This is a genomic window from Intrasporangium sp., assembly GCF_035280925.1.
Lineage (GTDB): Bacteria > Actinomycetota > Actinomycetes > Actinomycetales > Dermatophilaceae > Intrasporangium.
The window spans coordinates 1-16,831 of the sequence record NZ_DATEEY010000025.1 but is presented as its reverse complement, the minus strand read 5'-3'; the positions used below and the strand labels follow the sequence as shown (position 1 = coordinate 16,831).

Below are 16,831 nucleotides of genomic sequence, written 5' to 3'. Positions count from 1 at the left end.
CGTCGCCAGCGAAACCGCGCTCACAGGAGGTCACCGTCCTCCGCGCGCAGTGCCCACTCCGCGAAGGTCTCGCCGTCGGTGCGCTGTGCGAGGAACGTGCGCACGACCCGCTCCACGTAGTCGGGCAGCTCGGCAGCCGTGACCTTGAGCCCACGCACCGTCCGCCCCAGCCCGGCCTCGTCCCGCTCGACCGTCGCGAGCCCGCCGCCGAGGTGGACCTGGAAGCCCGGTAGCTGGACCGGCCCGTCGGGCCCGTCGACCGTGACGATCTGGCCCTTGAGCCCGATGTCGGCTGTCTGGATGCGGGCGCACGAGTTGGGGCATCCGTTGACGTTGAGCTGGATGGGGATGTCGAGCGTGCCGTCCGCGACGACGTCGGCGAGGCGGCGCTCCAGCTCGGTGATCGCCGACGCGGCGGTGTCCTTCGTGTCGACGATCGCCAGCTTGCAGAACTCGATGCCGGTGCACGCCATGGTCGTCCGGCGGAACGGGCTCGGCCGTGCCGTGAGGCCGAGCTCCTCGAGGCCCTCCACGAGTCGGTCCAGGCCGGACTCGGGCACGTCGAGGACGACCAGCTTCTGGTGCGCGGTCAGCCGCACCCGTCCGGCGCCGACCTCCTCGATGAGGTCGGCCAGCCCGCTGAGGACGGGACCTCCGACGCGTCCAACCGTGGGTGCCGCGCCGACGTAGTAGCGGCCGTCCTTCTGCAGGTGGACGCCGACGTGGTCGCCCGGCCCGGTCGCCGGCGCGGGAGGGGGGCCGTCCGGCAGGGCGTGGCCGAGGTACTCGGTCTCGAGGACGTGCCGGAACTTCTCCGGCCCCCACTCGGCGAGGAGGAACTTCAGGCGGGCCTTGTTGCGCAGCCGGCGGAACCCGTAGTCGCGGAAGATCTCGATGACGGCATGCCAGACCTCGGCCGCCTCCTCAGTGCGGACGAAGACACCGATCCGCTCGGCGAGGCGCGGCGCGGTGGAGAGCCCGCCACCGACCCACAGGTCGTAGCCGGGGCCGAGCTCGGGGTGGACGACCCCGACGAGTGACACGTCGTTGATCTCGTGGACGACGTCGAGGCTGGGGTGCCCCGTGATCGCCGTCTTGAACTTGCGCGGCAGGTTGGCCAGCTCCGGGTCACCGATCCAGCGACGCTTGATCTCGAGGATGACGGGCGTCGGGTCGATGATCTCGTCGGCCGCGATGCCGGCGACGGGGCTGCCGAGGAAGCCTCGGGGAGTGTCCCCGCAGGCAGTCGTCGTCTCCAGGCCGACCGACTCGAGCCGCCGCCAGATCTCGGGGACGTCCTCGATCTCGATCCAGTGGTACTGGAGGTTCTGCCGGTCGCTGATGTCGGCGCTCCCTCGGGCGAACTCGCTGGAGATGCCGCCGAGCACCCGCAGGGCCTTCGGTGGGAGTGCCTGGCCGTCCGTCCTGACCCGCAGCATGAAGAACCGGTCGCTCAGCTCGTCGTCGCTGAGCTGGGCGGTGCGGCCGCCGTCGATGCCGGGCTTGCGCTGGGTGTAGAGGCCCCACCACCGGAAGCGGCCGGTCAGGTCCTCCGCGGGAATGGAGTCGAAGCCGTGCCTCGCATAGATCGTCTCGATGCGCTCTCGGACCGCGAGACCGCCCTCCTGCTGCTTCCACACCTCGTTGGCGTTGAGAGGGGCCGGCCCGTCGACCTTCCACTGGCCGTTGGAGCGGTCGGCGCGTGGCGGTCGGGTGGCCGGACGGGCGGGGGCCGCAGCACGAGTCTCGGTGACGGTCATGTAATGCAATGTATAACTGCTACTTATCCATTCCAACGGCCGTCCATGATCCGGGCCAATCCCACTGAGCAAATGGGAGATGACGAGGGGCCGAGTCCGCTCACGGTTGGAGGTCGTCGGTCGCTCTCGGGACCGAGGCAGTCCTCCAACCGGAATGCCCTCATGGGCCGGCGACGAGCCCACTCATGACGGAGTCGTACAGGTCGAGCACGGTGGCGAGGTACCTGCGGGAGTGGTTGTAGGAGAGGATCGCCGCCTCGAGGTGCTGCTGACGGGACAGGTCCCTGCCTCCAGCGCACAGGTAGCGCCCGGCGGCGAGCGCGGCGTCGTCGACGTTCTGCGGGTCAGCGACTCCGTCGCCGTTCCCGTCGGCACCCCAGAGGCGCCAGGTGCCGGGGATGAACTGCATCGGGCCGACCGCGCGATCCCAGACCGAGTCACTGTCGAGGCGACCACCATCGCTGTCCCCGATGGCGGCGAACCCTCCGCCGGACAGCTGCGGGCCAAGGACCGGCGGGACCACGTTGTGCGCAGCGTCGAGCTTCCGGCCGCGCAGCGAGCTCGACTCGACCTCACCGATGGCCATGAGCAGGGCGAACGGCAGGTGGCACCGGTCGCTCAGCGCGTCTGCCGCCTTGCGGTAGGCCTCGCCGAGGATGTCGTACTTCGTCGGCTCCAGGGCCGGGGCCGCGGGAGGGACCGGCGAGACGGGTGGCGCCTTGATCGCGGCGCGCGGCTTCCAGCCGGAGTCGCCTCCCGGCGCGACGGAGCCTCCACCGGGTTGGAGCTGGGTGGCCGCGATGTAGCCGGCCGTCACCTTGACCACGTCGTAGAGCCGGAGCAGTGACTCGCCGGCACTCGCTCCCAGGGCGGGGCCTGCGGGACCCGCCGTGGTGGCTGGCGGCTCCTCCTGGACGGTCGCACCGGGCAGGGGCGTCGGCGTGCCCTCGGCTGCGGACGTTGTCGGGGCGACCACGACACCACTGAGCATGACGAGAAGGCCCCCGACGGCCAAGGGGGTTCGCCACCTCCGGACCGGCCCGCTCCGCACACCAACGACCATACGTCTCCTGGGCCCAGAGCGCTGGGGATCATCACGTCGAGCCGAGACGAAGCCCCCGAAGTCGTCCACTCGATCAGGGGGCGGCGGGTGGCGTGGTGCGCGGGCGCCACCGCTTCCACACGGCGCCGGCCGACGCCCGGACCTTCCCGTCCCACCAGAGCTCGACGTCCACCGTCATCTCCGCCTCGTCGGCCGACCGCAGCACGGCGCGCAGCTCGACGGGCTCGCGGAGCGGAGCGGGCCGCAGGTACCGCACGTCGAGCCCTGCCGTGACGTAGGGCAGCTGCGCGCCCGGCAGCTGGCCCCAGCCGCGCTGGTCCGCCTCGTGGAGCACAGCCGCCGCACTGTGGCAGTCGAGCACCGTGGAGATGATCCCGCCGTTGAGGAAGCCGAGGCCGTTGTCGTGCTCCGGCCACGGCTCGAACTGCGCAGTCACCACCTCGTCGCGGGCATAGCTCTTGAGCCTCAGGCCCTTCAGGTTGGCCGGCCCGCAGCCGAAGCAGGTCATGTCGGGAAAGAGGCGGTCCTGGATGCTGATCTCGTTGCTGCGATCCGGCATGCGGCCACGCTATCGGCCGCGGCAGAGCGCACCGAAAGGCGGTTGACATTGGATAGCACCACTATCCACTATTGGTGAGTACCGCTATCCAACTGGAGGAGAACGACATGGACCAGGCCCTGCTCTCGGACAGCTCGCGAGTCCTCGCCGGCATCCTCTTCCTGTCGCTCGTCACCGTGGAGACCGGCGGGCTCTACCTCGTCCGCGTCGTCACCGGGCGGGCCGGCACGACACCCTTCCAGGAGAAGTTCGCCCGCGCCGGCCACGCCCACGCCGGCGTCCTGCTCGTCCTTGCCCTCGTCTGCCAGCTCTTCGTCGACCAGACGGACCTGACCGGCGCCTGGGAGTGGCTGGCCAGGGCCGGCGTCGCGGTAGCGGCGCTGCTCATGCCGGGCGGGTTCTTCTTCTCCTCGATGGGCGCGGGCCGCGAGCGGCCCAACCGCCTCATCGGACTCGTCTTCGCCGGCGCCGCCCTCCTCGCGCTCGGCCTCGCCACGCTCGGGGTCGGCCTCCTCACCGCTGATTGAGCGGTATGCCGCTGAGCTCACTCCCAGCCCAGCCGCCCACCCAGCCGGGCTGGGGCGCGGGCCAAGCCCAGCGGCATACGGCCTGGTGGTGGTGTCACGCCTTGGCGGACACGCGGCCGAGCAGCTCCTCGACGGCACTCGCGCCGGCGGCCGCTCCTCCGGCGGCGCGGTAGCCCGCGGCCACGCGATCGGCACCCGCCTTGAACGTCATGGCCTCGCGGACCTTGTCCCGCAGCGAGCTGGCAGTCAGCTTCTTCGGCGCGAGCCGGGTCCCCGCCCCGGCGTGGACGACCCGGGCGGCGACCTCGAGCTGGTCCCGGCCGAACGGCACCACGCAGACCGGCACGCCACGGGAGAGCGCCTTCTGGGTCGCGCCCATCCCGCCGTGGGTGACGGCGGCGACCGCCCGGTCGAGGACCCGGCCGTGCGGCACGAAGTCGACGACCCGGACGTTCGAGGGCAGGGGGCCGACGTCGCTGACCCCTGCCGGCATCGTCGCGACGACGGTGTACGGCTCGCCGGCCAGGCCTTCCACTGCGGCCCGCACGAGGGCCTCGTCGGCCTGGTACTCGGACGACGTCGTGACGAGGACCATCGGGCCCTCGATCTCGTCGAGCCACGCGGGTGTCTCGGCCGGCGGCTCCCAGGCGAGCGCCCCGATCATGCGGATCTGGTCGCCCCAGTCCGGGTGCGGGTACTCGAAGGGCTCCGAGGTCGTGACGAGGACGAGTGGTGCCTGGCGGTAGAACTCGTCGCCCGTGCGGATGGGCGTGAGGCCCCGCTCGGCACGCAACGGGTTGACCATGGGCCGGAGGATGCGCTCGGCCGCGCCGATGACGACGGGGCGCGCGATCGCGTCGCGCAGCCGGCCGAGCGGACCCGCCATCGGCGCCAGCCCCGGACCGAACGGTGGCGTGCCCCTGGAGGAGATCGGCGGCGTGTACGGGCTGAACGTCGCCCACGGGCCGCCCCAGGCCTGCGCGGCCAGCTGCGCGCCCCAGGAGTTCGTGTCGACGATGACGACGTCGGGCCGCACCTCGGCGAGAGCCCGCTCGAGGTCGGGCCCGTCCAGCCGGGCCCGATCGCTGAAGGTGCGGACTGCGAGCTTGAGGCCCTGCACCGGGTTCTTCGCCTCCCAGTCCGGGTGGACGATCCGTCCGATGGCCGGATCGATCGGCGCGGCGGAGAGCCCCGCCGCCTGGACGGCGTCGACGTGCGCGCCAAGGGTCCGGACGTGGACGTCGTGCCCGCGAGCGCCCAGCTCGAGGAGCAGCGGCATCATCGGGAAGAGGTGCCCGATGGCGGGCGATGTGTAGGCGAGGATCGTGGTCATGGGGTGGTGCCTTCCCTGTGGTCAGCGGTCGGAGGCGCTGTCGTGGTGGAGGTGAGCGGTTCGAGCAGCTCCTGCAGCGCGATGGCCACCTCGCGCCGGGCGAGTCCGGCGTCCCGGCGGAGCAGCTTCCACGTGTAGACGTCGCACACGGCGACGAGCTGGGCGAGCCGGCGCCGTCGGCCCACGCCGGTCAGGCCGTCGAGAGCCGGCGCGAAGACGCGGTCGCACCACTCGCGGTGGTAGCCCTTGCCGGCGCTCGTGATGGCAGCGATCTGGGCCGAGTTCCCCTCCTCCGCGAGGAGGCGCAGCGCGATGTCGCCCGCCGCCTCGTAGTGGTCGACGAGGGTGTCGACGATGGCGGCCAGGTCACCGACCGGCGCCCGGTCGCGCTGGGCGAGGATCGCGGCGTGACCCCGCTGCGCCGCAGCCGCGACGAGGCCTTCCTTGTCCCCGAACCGGCGGATGACCGTCTGCACGGTGACCCCGGCCCGCTTGGCCACCGCTGCAAGGGTGAGCTGGGAGAACGGCCCCTCGACGAACAGCTGGGTCGCCGCCTCGAGGATCCGCTCGCCGGTCTCGGCCGTCGTCCGCGCCCGGTCGCGCATCACGTACGGGCGGACGGTCGCCGCCTCAGAATTCACGTTAATGACGTTAATGCCAAATTTGGGGGTGACACCAGCGATTAATCGCTCGCGGTGCGGTTCGCTGGGGCTGCGGTCAGCGAAAACCGGCGTAGAACGGGGCGAGCCGCTCCCGGTAGCCCGTCCACAGCTGTCGTGCGACGCTCACCGAGTCGACGAGCGGATGCGAGGCCAGCGCCTGGATCGCCACCGCCGCCGACCGCTCTCGGCAGGCCTGGATGACCAGCTCGTCGACCGCCTTGACCTGTTGGACCAGGCCGAGCTCGCGCCCTCGCAGCGGGCTCACCGGCAGCGTCGCCGGCCCGGCCCCGGTGACGAGGCAGGGCACCTCGACGACCGCGTCGTCGGGCACCCCCGGCAGGGTGCCCCTGTTGCGGACGTTGAGGATGAGCGTGGCCGGGTCGTCGTAGGCGATCGCCGCCATGAGCGCGAGGGCCACCCCCTCGTAGCCGCCGCCCTCCACGTCCTCGGCCGACCGCTGCCGGCCCTCGTCCGGCCGCGTCTCGGCCATGTAGGTGGCGTTGCGCTCGCGGCGCACCCCGTCCCAGATCTGCCAGGCCCGACCAGGCGAGCTCCGCACCGCTGCATAGAAGTCGGCCTGCTGCCCGCGGAGGTACTCGCCGCGGGTCTGCCCGGCCTCGCGGATCTGCGCGATCGAGTCCCGCGTGAAGTCGTAGTACCAGAGGTACTCGTTGGGGATCGCCCTGACCACCTGCAGCCAGTCGGCTCCGAAGAGGCGGCCCTCCTCGAACGACTCCAACAGCTCTCGGTCCGCGAGCAGCTCGGGCAGCACGTCGCGACCGTTGGCGCTGAGGCCGTGCAGCCAGCCGAGGTGGTTCGTGCCCGCGTAGTCGATGATGACCTCGGGCAGCCGCAGCCCGAGCGCCCCCGCCGCCCGCTTGGCGAGCCCGAGGGGGGAGTCGCAGATGCCGACGACACGGTCACCGAGGACGCTCTGCATCGCCTGGGTGACGAGGCCGGCCGGGTTGGTGAAGTTGATGACCCACGCGTCGGGTGCGAGCAGGCTCACCCGCTCGGCGATCGCCAGCGCGACGGGCACGGTCCGCAGGCCATAGCCGACGCCCCCGGGACCCGTGGTCTCCTGGCCGAGCAGCCCGAGGTCGAGGGCGAGGCGCTCGTCGACGACCCGCCCCTCGAGCCCGCCCACCCGGATCGCCGAGAAGACGAAGTCGGCCCCGTCAAGTGCCTCGTCGAGAGACGTCGTGGTGGTGACCTCCGCGGGCGGGGGGCCTTCGGATGCTGGCGTATGCCGCTGAGCTTGCTCCGCGAGCACGTGGCCGATCGCGCGCAGCCGGCTCTCGTCGGTGTCGTGCAGGGCCACCTCATGAATGCCGCGCCCGGTCCGTTGACCAAGCACAGCGGCATACACGAGGGGAACCCGGAAACCCCCTCCTCCGAGAATGGTGAGCTTCATGACGGCACCACGCCTGCGACGGTAACAGCCAGGCGGTGACCGTCCGATAAACCACGGGCCACCGTCTCCGCCATGCGCCATCATGAAGAAGATGCCGCACTCGTTCGACCCGCTCGGTGCGCGTCGGGCGCCCGACGCGCCGGTCGTCGACGTCTTCCTCTGGGGGACCGTCTTCCTCGACCTGGTCTTCGCCGGGCTGTCCAGCGCCCCGAAGCCGGGCACCGAGGTCTGGTCCGAGGGGCTGGCGTCGTGCCCGGGCGGGATCGCCAACCTCGCCGTCGCCGCCCGACGGCTCGGCCTGCGCACCTCGCTGGCCGCCGCGTTCAGCGATGACGACTACGGCGACTTCTGCTGGCGCACCTTGGAGAAGCAGGAGGGGATCGACCTGAGCCACAGCCGGCAGTTCCCCGAGTGGCACAGCCCGGTGACGGTGTCGATGGCCTTCGGGGGCGATCGCACCATGGTCTCGCACGGCCATCCGTCGCCCGTGCCGTCCGTCGACCTCATCGGCGACCCGCCCCGCTCGCGAGCGGTGATGGTCGATCTCGCCGAGCCAGGACCCTGGGAACCATGCGGCTGCGGTGACCGGCCGGGCGAGAGCTGGGTCGACGCCGCCCGACGTCGCGGCGCGCTCGTCTTCGCCGACGTCGGATGGGACCCCGAGGAGCGGTGGGATCGCGCGGTGCTCGACCGGCTGTCGCACTGTGACGCGTTCCTGCCCAACGCTGTGGAGGCGATGGCCTACACCGGCACGAGCTCCCCACACGACGCCCTCTTCGCGCTGGCCGACCGCGTCTCGATCGCGGTGGTGACGAACGGCATCGACGGTGCGGTCGGGATCGACACGAGGACCGGTGAGGAGGCGCGGGTGCCGTCACTCCGGGTCCGGGAGGTCGACGCGACCGGGGCGGGTGACGTCTTTGCGGCCGCCATGCTGGTCGGCACGCTCGCCGAATGGCCGCTCGAGCACCGGATGTCCTTCGCAAGCCTGGCTGCGTCGCTGTCGCTGCAGCAGTACGGCGGGTCGCTGGCGGCGCCCGGCTGGGGCGACATCGCCGACTGGTGGACCGCGCTGCGCTCGGACACGTCCGAGGACGCCTACCATCGGTCGCTCCGCCGGCGGTACGGCTTCCTCGACGACATCGTGCCGCGGGTTCCCGTCACCGCCTGCCGGCGAGCCACGGCGACGATCGCACGGCGGGCGGACGTGCAGGATCTGCACTGACGCACGCAATGGCCAGGCGATGCCCAGGCGATGGTCAGGCGATGGTCAGCCGAGGACGCGCTTCAGCTCCGCGGTGACAACGGTTGCCAGGTCCTTGATCTCCGAGGCGGGGTCGGCTCCGCCGATGATGGCGTCCATCATCGCCTCGAAGGCACCGACGCACGTCCTCGTCCACAGCAGCTTGCTCTGCGGCATGCCGTAGTCGAGGGCGATGGCCGCCGCCTCCACGCCCGGACCGGACTTCAGGTCGTCGGCCTGGTCGATCAGGCTCGTTCGGGAAGGAATGTGCAGGCCGTACGCGGTGGCGAAGTCGAGCTGGAGGTCCGCCCGCTCGACCCAGAGCCATCGCACGAAGTCCTTGGCAGCCTCGACATCATGCGCGGTTGCGCTGACGCAGGCGCCGTACGCCCCGAGCGGCACGGACGGGTTGCCCATCTCGTCCAGAGCCGGCCACGGCAGCACTCCGAAGTCATCCTCGATCTGCTCGGTGAGCTTGGGGAAGGTCCAGAGGCCAGTGAACTGCATGGCCGTCCGTCCGTCGATGAGCGCGGCCGGCTCGAACCAGTCCTCGGGCGCCTGGGTGAGGACCGCCCCCGACTCGCGCAGCTCCGCGTACTTGCCGAGCGCCTCGGCCGCCCGGGGATCGTCGAACCCGACCTTGTTGTCGTCGGTCAGGTAGTCGAGACCGGCCGACCAGAGCGTCGGCCCGCCCAGATGTGTGGCCCCTCCGCGGTTGCCGAGGAAGATGCCCTTCACGTTCTTGGTGGTCAGCGCTCTCGCGGTCTCGATGAGCTCGTCCATCGTCCGGGGCGGAGCCAGCCCGGCGTCGTCGAGCATCGACCTGCGGTAGACGAGCACCTGGGTGTCGACGACCTGGGGGATCGCCCAGATCCGTCCCTCGTACGTCATGCGGCCGAGGATGCTCTGCTGGAACTCCTCGCGCTCCGCGCCGAGGGTCTTCGTGAGGTCCACGACGTGCCCACCGCGGATCATGTCGATCGTCGGTCCGTTGGCGTACTCGAAGACGTCGGGGCCCTGGCCCGAACCGACCGCGGCCGCGGTGGCGGAGTCATAGTCGCCGACCTTCCACGCCACCGTGACCGTCGCCCCGGTGTACGCGGCGGCGTAGCGGTCGACCGCTTCCCGCGCGCCGGCCTCGGAGTAGGCGTGGTACCACTGGTCGATCACCGGCTTGCGCGACGTTGTGCCATTGACGCCCACGGGTCCTGGATCGGCAGCCGTGCACGCCGCAAGGGCTCCGGCGGCGGCGGTGCCCAGGCCAAGGATGGCGCGCCGACTGACCCGAGGAGCGCGACGTCCCGCGGCTGCGACTTTCATGGGTACCTCCTGCCTGCCCGCGCCCTGGCGCACCAAGAGCGATCGTACGGACAGCGACACTCGGACTGGAGCAAACGAGCGCAACTCGGGTCGAACGTGCCGGCCCATGGGTTTGCTGGCAGAGTTGGGCGAGTGGCACAACGATGGCTGAAGATTCGGGTCGACCTGGTTTCAGGGCGAGGAGACGCCCTCCGGCCGTCCCCCGGGCGGGTCATGCTCGTGCCACCTACGGCCACGTTCGCGGACCTCGGGCTGGGTGTGGATCTCGCGTTCGGCCGCTGGGACGTGACTCGGCGGCGCTCCTTCCGCGCCGGCTGGCGCGGGCGCCACGAGCGGCGCGGCTCGGGCAAGGGCGACCTGGCACCCGAGCGCATCGTGCACGGATCGATGACCCGGGGAATGCGCTTCGAGTACCTCTTCGATGACGATGAGAAATGGGTCCACGAGTGCGTCGTCGAGGAGCTCGTCGCACGGCGCGAGACCGTCGGCGGGGCACCGATCCCGGTGCCGATCCTGGGCTGGGGGACGATCCCGGACCAGTTCGGCCGAGAGCGCCCGGACGACGTCGACCTGACCTCGCCGCAGCGACCCGAGAGGCGTCACCGCGGCACGGCGAAGCCGCTCGACCTCGCAGCTGTGCGGCAGGCCACCCGCGAGGAGGACGTCGCGGCGTTGCTGTCCGCCGTAGAGGGACGGGACCTCGGCGCCTCCCTCCAGCAGGTCGGCGATGCGCTCATGCGGGCCTACCGCTCCGCCGGAGCAGCCGACCAGCGGCGGCTCGTCGCCCCCCTGCGCGAGATCGAGACCCTGCTCGGTCACCGCGCCTGGGAGGGCGATGACGTGCTGGCCGAGGAGATCGGCGCCCTGCTCAGCGGCTCCGAACGGCGCGTCCGCACCCTGAGCGTCGACATCGAGGAGCTGTCCGAGGTCATGGCCAACGGAGGTGAGGACCCCGGCGGCTACCTCCACCTCGACACGGGTGAGGTCGTGCACGCGTTCCTGCACCACGGGATGGACGATCTGACCGTGGACCGCTTGGTCGACGAGGACGACAACCTCTGGATCTACGTCGACCACGACGCGACGGCTGCCTACGCTGACATGGCCGCCTTCGCGCAGGCCGCGCCCGACCGGCTCGCAGGCATCCTCTCGGTGGCGATCCGGGGCCGAGGCGCGATCGCACGATTCCGGCGGACCGTCGACGAGCTCGACCTGTGGGACGACTGGCAGGTCTTCTCGGACGACCGGGCCTTCGGTCGGGCCCGGGCGCTGCTGCGGTCCCAGGGCATCCGACCCGTCTGAGTCATCGCGGTCAGACGAGGCGCCAGGCCACGAGGCCGAAGAGGACGCCGAGGGCGTTGGTGGCCCAGTGCATGCCGACACTCGCGAGCAGGCTCCCGCTGCGCCGGCGCAGCTCACCTGCGACGAGGCCGCCGAGGGCGGTGAACAGGACGGTGCCGGCGACGCTGACCACGTGCTGCCAGGCGCCGAGGCCGACCATCATCGCGCCGAGGGCCGGGTTCGAGGCCGCCGCTGCGTTGGCCGGAAGGACGTGCCAGAGCCCGAAGAGCAGCGAGGAGCCGAGCGCGACCTGCCAGACGCGGGCGTGTCGGGACAGGAAGCCCCAGAGCACGGAACGGAAGGCAACCTCCTCGAGCAGGATCGTGCCGACCGGGATGATGACGAAGGCGGTGAGCAGGGCGCTGGCGGGAGGCAGGTGGTAGCGCGCGTCGAGGAAGGCGGTGCGGGTCGTGGGGAGCAGCACCCCGATGAGGTACACGAGCGCCACGATCCCGATGATGGCCCCGCCCCAGCGCACGCCAGCGGCGTGGGTGCGGCGGCTCAGGCCCAGCTGCCGCCAGCTGAGGCCGGAGAACCTGGCGAAGGCAAGCAAGCCGGCCGCCCCGATCGGTCCGAGCCAGATCGAGCCCCAGCCGAACACGTGGTTCGCCACGTTGAGGCCGACGAGCACGAGGACCACGAGGACCGTCGCCCAGAGGCCCGGACGCCGCCGGGACGTAGCGGGACGGGCGGGAATGGCGGTGGCGGCGGCGGCAGTCATCCTGTCGATGGTCGCACGCATACCTGTGAGTTACCCATGCGAGCCATGTTCTGGGATGGTTTCGGCGCGTCGTCGCCTCGCCTGCCACCCCCGCCCCACCGTACCCATTGGTCCCACGTCAGTCCCACGTCAGTCCGACGTCAACGGCGACGCTCCAGCAGGCCGCGGACGTACTCGGCTTGCCCCAGGTGCTTGGCCGCATCGTCCATGACGGAGACGATGCGCACCGCCACCGTGACGGGCGGGTCCCAGTTGGGGTCGATCACCGTCGTGAAGTCATCGGTGCCGAGTCTGCGGAGGACACCGATCGTCAGGTCGTGGACGGCCTCGTGGTAGTCAAGCAGCAGGGAGGAGTCGGCGACGGTGAAGGCGCCGACCTCCTCCGACGTCATTCCGTAGCCGTGGGCGTTCGGCGAGTAGGGCAGGTCGAAGCGCCGGGCCCACTCGCCGGATCGCCATGCAGAGGCGGTGTCGCCGATCTGGGCCATCTGCTCGTCCTGCTGGCGTGCGAGGTGCCAGACGAGCCAGGCGATGTGGTTCGCGTCGCGGTCCGGCCGCCAGAGCAGCTCTTCCGTGTCGAGGCCGGCGACGACCGGCGGAACGCCTTCGTGAGTCCGGCCGAAGCCGTCGACGAGGAGCTCGGTGGCGAGTGCGGGGTCGGCGAAGTTGGGGTCGTCGAAGTTGGGGTCACTGTCAGACATGCACTCAGCATCCCGTCGATGTCTCGGCGGGGCGATCGAAATCGCTGACGAGATGCGCCGGGCGTTCGCCGGAGCACAGCTGTCTCCTGTCAGCAGGTGCGTGACAGCCTTCACCGGGCGTTCGTGACGACAGTCCGACCGGTCGCGTGGCCGGCCTCGACGAGGGCAACCGCCTCGGCGCAGTCCTCGAAGTCGTAGCTCCCGCCAACGACCGGTGCGAGTTTGCCGGCTGCGACGAGCCGTGCCAGCTCGTCATACGTCTCCGCCGTGCGGCGACGAGTCACGCCGGAGCCGCCGAGGTCGGCAGCCAAGGCCGGCGAGGCCGTGCTGCGGATCGCCGCGGCTGGCCGCAGCACCGACGACGACTCGCGCAGGATCTCCCCGCCGACGGTGTCGATCAGCCCGTGCACCCCCTCGGGAGCGACAGCCCGGACCCCGCCCGTCCAGCCGGGTCCCGACGCCACGTGGACCGCACCCAGGTCGAGGACGAGCTGCCGTTTGCCGGGGCTGGCAACACCGATGACACGCAGGGCGCGAAGCCGGCCGAGCTGGACCGCGTGACTACCGACCCCACCACCAGCGCCGACGACGAGCAGCGTGTCCCCGGCGTGCAGGTCGAGCTCATCGAGGGCGTCCCACGCGGTGCCGATCGCCACGGGGATGCAGGCCGCCTCGGCCGCGGTCACACCCTCGGGAACAGCGACAGTCTGCTTCGCATCGAGGAGGACGAGTTCCGCCAAGGCGCCCGACCCGGCCGCGCAGGATCCGAACACGAGGCGGCCCGGCCGCAGCCCAGACCCGTCGTCAGCCGAGACGACGACTCCGGAGGCCTCTCGCCCCATCGCCATCGGGAAGTCGACTGGCACACGCCCCTGACGCTGCCCGGTGCGGACCTTGATGTCGGCCGGGTTCACGCCGGCGGCGCGCATCGCGACGAGCACCGTGCCGTCTCTGCGCTCGGGCGTCGGGACCTCGAAGAACCGCTGGACCTCCGGGCCTCCGTACCGCTCGAACCCGAAGATCCGCATCCGAACGTCACTCGCCAATCGGCTCGAGACGGACGCAGCAGCGACCCGGGCTCGGATCGAGCCGGGCTCGCATGCCCTCCTCGCCCACTGCGTCGAGAAGGCCCTCCATGAGCCGGAGGTTCATCCCGCAGACGAGCTCGGTGTGGCGCGTGGACAGCTCGTGGAACGGGCAGTTGGCCAGCACCAGGGCACCGTCCTCCTCGAACGGCTCGTACCCCGACCGCGCCAAGGCTGCGGCCAGGCCGCCTTCGGCAAGGTCGTGCCCGCGGTTCCACGCCTGCCGGGCCAGGCAGTCTCGGACCGGCTCCCCGGTGCGTTCCGACTCCTCGACCGCAGCCGCGAGCAGCTCGCCGGCGACGTCGTAGTGGCGGGGCGGGAGCGAGACGGCGACGTCCTGAGCCGCACGCGCGTAGATCTTGGCGGGACGCCCCGCCCCAGGCCCCGAGCGTCCCGTCCGACGCTCGAAGGTCGCCGTCAGCAGGCCCTCCTCGGTGAGCCGGTCGAGGTGGAAGGCCGCGGTGTTCCGCGCCAACCCGACCGCCTCGGCGACCTCGTCCCGGGTGAGGCCCCGGCGCGCACCCACGACGACGTCGTAGACCCGCCGGCGGGTCGGCTCCGCGAGCGCAGCGACGGCCGTGAGATCGGTAGTGAGATCGGTAGTGACGGCAGGAGTCACGTCAGGAGTGACATTCGTCTGATCCGTCATGACCACATTCTAAAGCCAAAATCCATTGACGCAATGCCCTTGGCGTTCTAAAGTCGAAATATCCTGACTATAGAAAGGAGCATGGACATGGCCACCACATCCACCACTGGATCAACACGGACGCAGTCGCTGCTCAACCGGGATCCGGTCGACCAGGCCTTCCTCGTCCTCAGAACAGCGTTCACCGTTGCACCGATCGTCTTCGGTCTCGACAAGTTCGCCAATGTCCTCACCGACTGGCCGCAGTACCTCGCCCCGTGGATCGACGGCATCGTCCCCGGGACGGCTCAGCAGGCGATGTACCTCGTCGGTGTCGTCGAGATCGTCGCCGGCATCGTCGTGGCCCTGCGCCCTCGGATCGGCGGGCTCATCGTCGCCGCGTGGCTGCTCGGGATCATCATCAACCTGCTCACGCTGCCCGGCTACTTCGATGTGGCGCTGCGCGACGTGGGCCTGCTCGCGGGGGCAATCGCACTCTGGCGCCTCGCCTCCCGCCGCCCCACCGGCACCTGACCCGTCGCGACGTGCACACTCGACTCATCGTGGTCGAGTGTGCATTCCGCGCCGCACGTGAGTGGGCTACTTGACGGAGCCGCTCATCAGGCCGCCGATGAAGTACCGCCCGAGCAGGATGTAGACGAGCAGGGTCGGCAGCGAGGCGAGCAGCACTCCGGCCATGATGGACGGGTAGTCCGGGTTCTGGCCGCCGGCCAGCTCGTTGAGGGCATACGTGACCGGGCCGTTGTTGCGGTTGGTCAGGAACAGGGCGAAGAGGAAGTCGTTCCAGGCCGACGTGAACTGCCAGATCATGGTCACCACGAAGGCGGGCCCCGAGATCGGCAGGACGATGGACCGGTAGGTCCGCAGCATCCCGGCCCCGTCGACCTTGGCCGCCTCGAGGATCTCGTTGGGGACCGCGGTCGCGTAGTAGTTGCGGAAGATCAGGCTGCAGATCGGGATGCCGAAGATGAGGTGGACCGCGATGAGCTTGGCGATCCCCTCGAACCAGGAGAACCCGGGCGTCGCCTGGACGTCGAGGAGCATGCCCTGCAGCGGGATCATGACGGCCTGGTAGGGGATGAACATCCCGAAGAGGAAGAGCGTGAAGACCACCGTCGCCCCCGGGAACCGCCACTTGGCGAAGACGAACCCGTTGAGCGAGCCCAGGCCCGCGGAGAGCACGGCGACGGAGGTGGCCAGGACGACCGACCGGAAGAGCGCCGGCGAGAGCGAGTCCCATGCGGCCCGCCACCCCTCGATCGACCACGCGGACGGGAACGTCCAGGCCTCACTCGCGCTGACGTCCGCACTCCGCTTGAAGCTCGTGACGAACAGGACGTAGAGCGGGATGAAGATGAGGATCACGAAGAGGATCAGCAGGGTGAACTTGACCGTCCGCCCGGCCGCGCTGCCTTGGGTCCCCGGCGCCTTGCCCGTCATGACCCGTGCGCCGATGGCGTCGGTGCCCGGCGCAACGGGCGCTGCCTGTGCCGTTGCCGTGGTCATCCGTGTGTCGCCCTTTCGGTCTTGTTCGTGTAGATGAGGTATGGCACGACGACGACGGCGATGAGCAGGAGCAGGATCGTCGCGTTGACCGCCGCGGCCGTGGGGTCGTTCTGCTGGAACATCTGGGTCCACATCAGCGTGGCTGGCACCGACGCCTTGTAGGAGTTCTGGCCGGCGATTGCGTAGATGAGGTCGAACATCTTCATCGACATGTGGCCGACGATGATGAGCGCCGAGAGGGCGATCGGCGACAGCTGCGGGAAGAGCACGTGCCGGTAGATCTGTCGCTCGGATGCGCCGTCGATGCGGGCCGCCTCACGCTGGTCCTCCGAGATCCCCCGGAAGCCGGCGAGGAACAGGGCCATGACATAGCCGGACAGCTGCCAGATCGCGGGAATCGCCATCGCGGCCATGGAGAACGCGCTGGGCGACTGCCACCACGCGCTCTGGAACCGCTCGAGACCCATCATCGCGAGGAGCTGGTTGAGCCCGACGGCCTGGTCGCCCTTGCCGGGCGACAGCAGCCAGCGCCAGACGATCCCGGCCGCGATGAAGGAGATCGCCATGGGCAGCAGGTACACCGAGCGGAAGAAGCCCTCGCCCGAGACGCCCTTCTCGAGCAGCGTGGCCCACAGCAGGCCGAAGAACATGGTGCCCGCGAGGAAGACGACGGTGAGGACGAGCAGGTTGAACAGGGCGTGCTGGTAGCCCTCGCTGCCGAGCAGGTTCGTGTAGTTCTCGAGCCCGCCGGGGTTGGTCACCCGCTTGGTGGCGCGGGTCACCGTGCGGTCCAGCGAGCCGACGACGTTCCGGAAGATCAGCCAGTAGACAAAGATTCCGATGAGGATGATCGACGGCAGCACCAGCAGGAAGCCGGGGAGCCAGTCACGAAGCCTGGTGCCCTTGCGCATCTGCGCCTCCTTGGCAGGACGGGAGGAGTGGAAGGG

The 16,831-nt window shown here is 70.5% G+C and carries 17 protein-coding genes; 4 read left to right on the top strand and 13 right to left on the bottom strand.

Going from position 1 to position 16,831, the window contains the following annotated elements; translation table 11 throughout:
• Window positions 1-20: 20 nt before the first annotated feature.
• The 3 genes from VJN29_RS02595 to VJN29_RS02585 form a co-directional block, all read right to left on the bottom strand.
• A complete protein-coding gene (locus VJN29_RS02595; protein WP_324141982.1) occupies window positions 21-1,760 on the bottom strand; it encodes a nitrite/sulfite reductase in 1,740 nt (579 codons plus the stop codon).
• Window positions 1,761-1,920: 160 nt separating this feature from the next.
• Window positions 1,921-2,775 carry a lytic transglycosylase domain-containing protein gene (locus tag VJN29_RS02590; protein WP_324141980.1) on the bottom strand — a complete coding sequence of 285 codons (855 nt, stop codon included), beginning with the start codon at window positions 2,773-2,775 and terminating at the stop codon, window positions 1,921-1,923.
• A gap of 121 nt (window positions 2,776-2,896) precedes the next feature.
• Window positions 2,897-3,382 carry a PaaI family thioesterase gene (locus tag VJN29_RS02585; RefSeq protein WP_324141979.1) on the bottom strand — a complete coding sequence of 162 codons (486 nt, stop codon included), beginning with the start codon at window positions 3,380-3,382 and terminating at the stop codon, window positions 2,897-2,899.
• A gap of 107 nt (window positions 3,383-3,489) precedes the next feature.
• On the opposite strand from VJN29_RS02585, the gene VJN29_RS02580 reads away from it, so the two are divergent.
• Window positions 3,490-3,909 carry a hypothetical protein gene (locus VJN29_RS02580; protein ID WP_324141977.1) on the top strand — a complete coding sequence of 140 codons (420 nt, stop codon included), beginning with the start codon at window positions 3,490-3,492 and terminating at the stop codon, window positions 3,907-3,909.
• 94 nt (window positions 3,910-4,003) lie between these two features.
• On the opposite strand, the gene VJN29_RS02575 is transcribed toward VJN29_RS02580, so the two are convergent.
• The 3 genes from VJN29_RS02575 to VJN29_RS02565 form a co-directional block, all read right to left on the bottom strand.
• Window positions 4,004-5,242, bottom strand: coding sequence for a glycosyltransferase (locus VJN29_RS02575; RefSeq protein WP_324141975.1), 1,239 nt, complete (start codon window positions 5,240-5,242; stop codon window positions 4,004-4,006).
• On the bottom strand, window positions 5,239-5,883 hold the full coding sequence (locus tag VJN29_RS02570) for a helix-turn-helix domain-containing protein (protein ID WP_324141973.1): 645 nt from the start codon (window positions 5,881-5,883) through the stop codon (window positions 5,239-5,241). Before VJN29_RS02570 ends, VJN29_RS02575 begins: the two co-directional genes overlap by 4 nt.
• A 76-nt stretch (window positions 5,884-5,959) precedes the next feature.
• Window positions 5,960-7,318 carry a 6-phospho-beta-glucosidase gene (locus VJN29_RS02565; RefSeq protein ID WP_324141971.1) on the bottom strand — a complete coding sequence of 453 codons (1,359 nt, stop codon included), beginning with the start codon at window positions 7,316-7,318 and terminating at the stop codon, window positions 5,960-5,962.
• Window positions 7,319-7,400: 82 nt separating this feature from the next.
• Here VJN29_RS02565 and VJN29_RS02560 point away from each other — a divergent pair, with 82 nt between their 5' ends.
• The gene (locus VJN29_RS02560) at window positions 7,401-8,543 is read left to right on the top strand and encodes a carbohydrate kinase family protein (protein ID WP_324141969.1); all 1,143 of its coding nucleotides are present in this window, start codon (window positions 7,401-7,403) and stop codon (window positions 8,541-8,543) included.
• Between the two features lie 45 nt (window positions 8,544-8,588).
• Here the strand turns inward: VJN29_RS02560 and VJN29_RS02555 are convergent, their stop codons facing one another.
• On the bottom strand, window positions 8,589-9,881 hold the full coding sequence (locus VJN29_RS02555) for a sugar ABC transporter substrate-binding protein (protein WP_324141967.1): 1,293 nt from the start codon (window positions 9,879-9,881) through the stop codon (window positions 8,589-8,591).
• Window positions 9,882-10,013: 132 nt separating this feature from the next.
• Here VJN29_RS02555 and VJN29_RS02550 point away from each other — a divergent pair, with 132 nt between their 5' ends.
• Entirely contained in the window at window positions 10,014-11,183 is a 1,170-nt protein-coding gene (locus tag VJN29_RS02550; RefSeq protein ID WP_324141965.1) for a hypothetical protein, read from the top strand.
• A gap of 10 nt (window positions 11,184-11,193) precedes the next feature.
• On the opposite strand, the gene VJN29_RS02545 is transcribed toward VJN29_RS02550, so the two are convergent.
• The 4 genes from VJN29_RS02545 to VJN29_RS02530 all read right to left on the bottom strand — a co-directional run bounded on the left by VJN29_RS02545 (window position 11,194) and on the right by VJN29_RS02530 (window position 14,378).
• On the bottom strand, window positions 11,194-11,943 hold the full coding sequence (locus VJN29_RS02545) for a CPBP family intramembrane glutamic endopeptidase (RefSeq protein WP_324141962.1): 750 nt from the start codon (window positions 11,941-11,943) through the stop codon (window positions 11,194-11,196).
• 140 nt (window positions 11,944-12,083) lie between these two features.
• Complete coding sequence (locus VJN29_RS02540; RefSeq protein WP_324141960.1) at window positions 12,084-12,644, bottom strand: mycothiol transferase; 561 nt, start codon at window positions 12,642-12,644, stop codon at window positions 12,084-12,086.
• Between the two features lie 110 nt (window positions 12,645-12,754).
• Window positions 12,755-13,672, bottom strand: coding sequence for an NADP-dependent oxidoreductase (locus VJN29_RS02535; protein WP_324141958.1), 918 nt, complete (start codon window positions 13,670-13,672; stop codon window positions 12,755-12,757).
• Window positions 13,673-13,679: 7 nt separating this feature from the next.
• On the bottom strand, window positions 13,680-14,378 hold the full coding sequence (locus VJN29_RS02530) for a helix-turn-helix transcriptional regulator (RefSeq protein WP_324141956.1): 699 nt from the start codon (window positions 14,376-14,378) through the stop codon (window positions 13,680-13,682).
• 87 nt (window positions 14,379-14,465) lie between these two features.
• On the opposite strand from VJN29_RS02530, the gene VJN29_RS02525 reads away from it, so the two are divergent.
• Window positions 14,466-14,891 carry a hypothetical protein gene (locus tag VJN29_RS02525; RefSeq protein WP_324141954.1) on the top strand — a complete coding sequence of 142 codons (426 nt, stop codon included), beginning with the start codon at window positions 14,466-14,468 and terminating at the stop codon, window positions 14,889-14,891.
• A gap of 66 nt (window positions 14,892-14,957) precedes the next feature.
• Here the strand turns inward: VJN29_RS02525 and VJN29_RS02520 are convergent, their stop codons facing one another.
• Both VJN29_RS02520 and VJN29_RS02515 read right to left on the bottom strand, forming a co-directional pair.
• Window positions 14,958-15,884: a carbohydrate ABC transporter permease gene (locus VJN29_RS02520; protein WP_324141952.1), complete on the bottom strand. Its 927-nt coding sequence runs from the start codon at window positions 15,882-15,884 to the stop codon at window positions 14,958-14,960.
• On the bottom strand, window positions 15,881-16,831 hold a 951-nt coding region (locus VJN29_RS02515), incomplete at its 5' end, for a sugar ABC transporter permease (protein WP_324141950.1). The genes VJN29_RS02520 and VJN29_RS02515, both read right to left, overlap by 4 nt.

Excerpts from the sequence above, each read along its gene's own strand:
- VJN29_RS02540 (WP_324141960.1), bottom strand. The coding sequence starts at position 12,644 with ATGTCTGACAGTGACCCCAACTTCGACGACCCCAACTTCGCCGACCCC.
- VJN29_RS02575 (WP_324141975.1), bottom strand. The coding sequence starts at position 5,242 with ATGACCACGATCCTCGCCTACACATCGCCCGCCATCGGGCACCTCTTC.
- VJN29_RS02520 (WP_324141952.1), bottom strand. The coding sequence starts at position 15,884 with ATGACCACGGCAACGGCACAGGCAGCGCCCGTTGCGCCGGGCACCGAC.
- VJN29_RS02560 (WP_324141969.1), top strand. The coding sequence starts at position 7,401 with ATGAAGAAGATGCCGCACTCGTTCGACCCGCTCGGTGCGCGTCGGGCG.
- VJN29_RS02565 (WP_324141971.1), bottom strand. The coding sequence starts at position 7,318 with ATGAAGCTCACCATTCTCGGAGGAGGGGGTTTCCGGGTTCCCCTCGTG.
- VJN29_RS02525 (WP_324141954.1), top strand. The coding sequence starts at position 14,466 with ATGGCCACCACATCCACCACTGGATCAACACGGACGCAGTCGCTGCTC.
- VJN29_RS02595 (WP_324141982.1), bottom strand. The coding sequence starts at position 1,760 with ATGACCGTCACCGAGACTCGTGCTGCGGCCCCCGCCCGTCCGGCCACC.
- VJN29_RS02580 (WP_324141977.1), top strand. The coding sequence starts at position 3,490 with ATGGACCAGGCCCTGCTCTCGGACAGCTCGCGAGTCCTCGCCGGCATC.
- VJN29_RS02555 (WP_324141967.1), bottom strand. The coding sequence starts at position 9,881 with ATGAAAGTCGCAGCCGCGGGACGTCGCGCTCCTCGGGTCAGTCGGCGC.
- VJN29_RS02545 (WP_324141962.1), bottom strand. The coding sequence starts at position 11,943 with ATGACTGCCGCCGCCGCCACCGCCATTCCCGCCCGTCCCGCTACGTCC.
- VJN29_RS02530 (WP_324141956.1), bottom strand. The coding sequence starts at position 14,378 with ATGACGGATCAGACGAATGTCACTCCTGACGTGACTCCTGCCGTCACT.
- VJN29_RS02585 (WP_324141979.1), bottom strand. The coding sequence starts at position 3,382 with ATGCCGGATCGCAGCAACGAGATCAGCATCCAGGACCGCCTCTTTCCC.
- VJN29_RS02535 (WP_324141958.1), bottom strand. The coding sequence starts at position 13,672 with ATGCGGATCTTCGGGTTCGAGCGGTACGGAGGCCCGGAGGTCCAGCGG.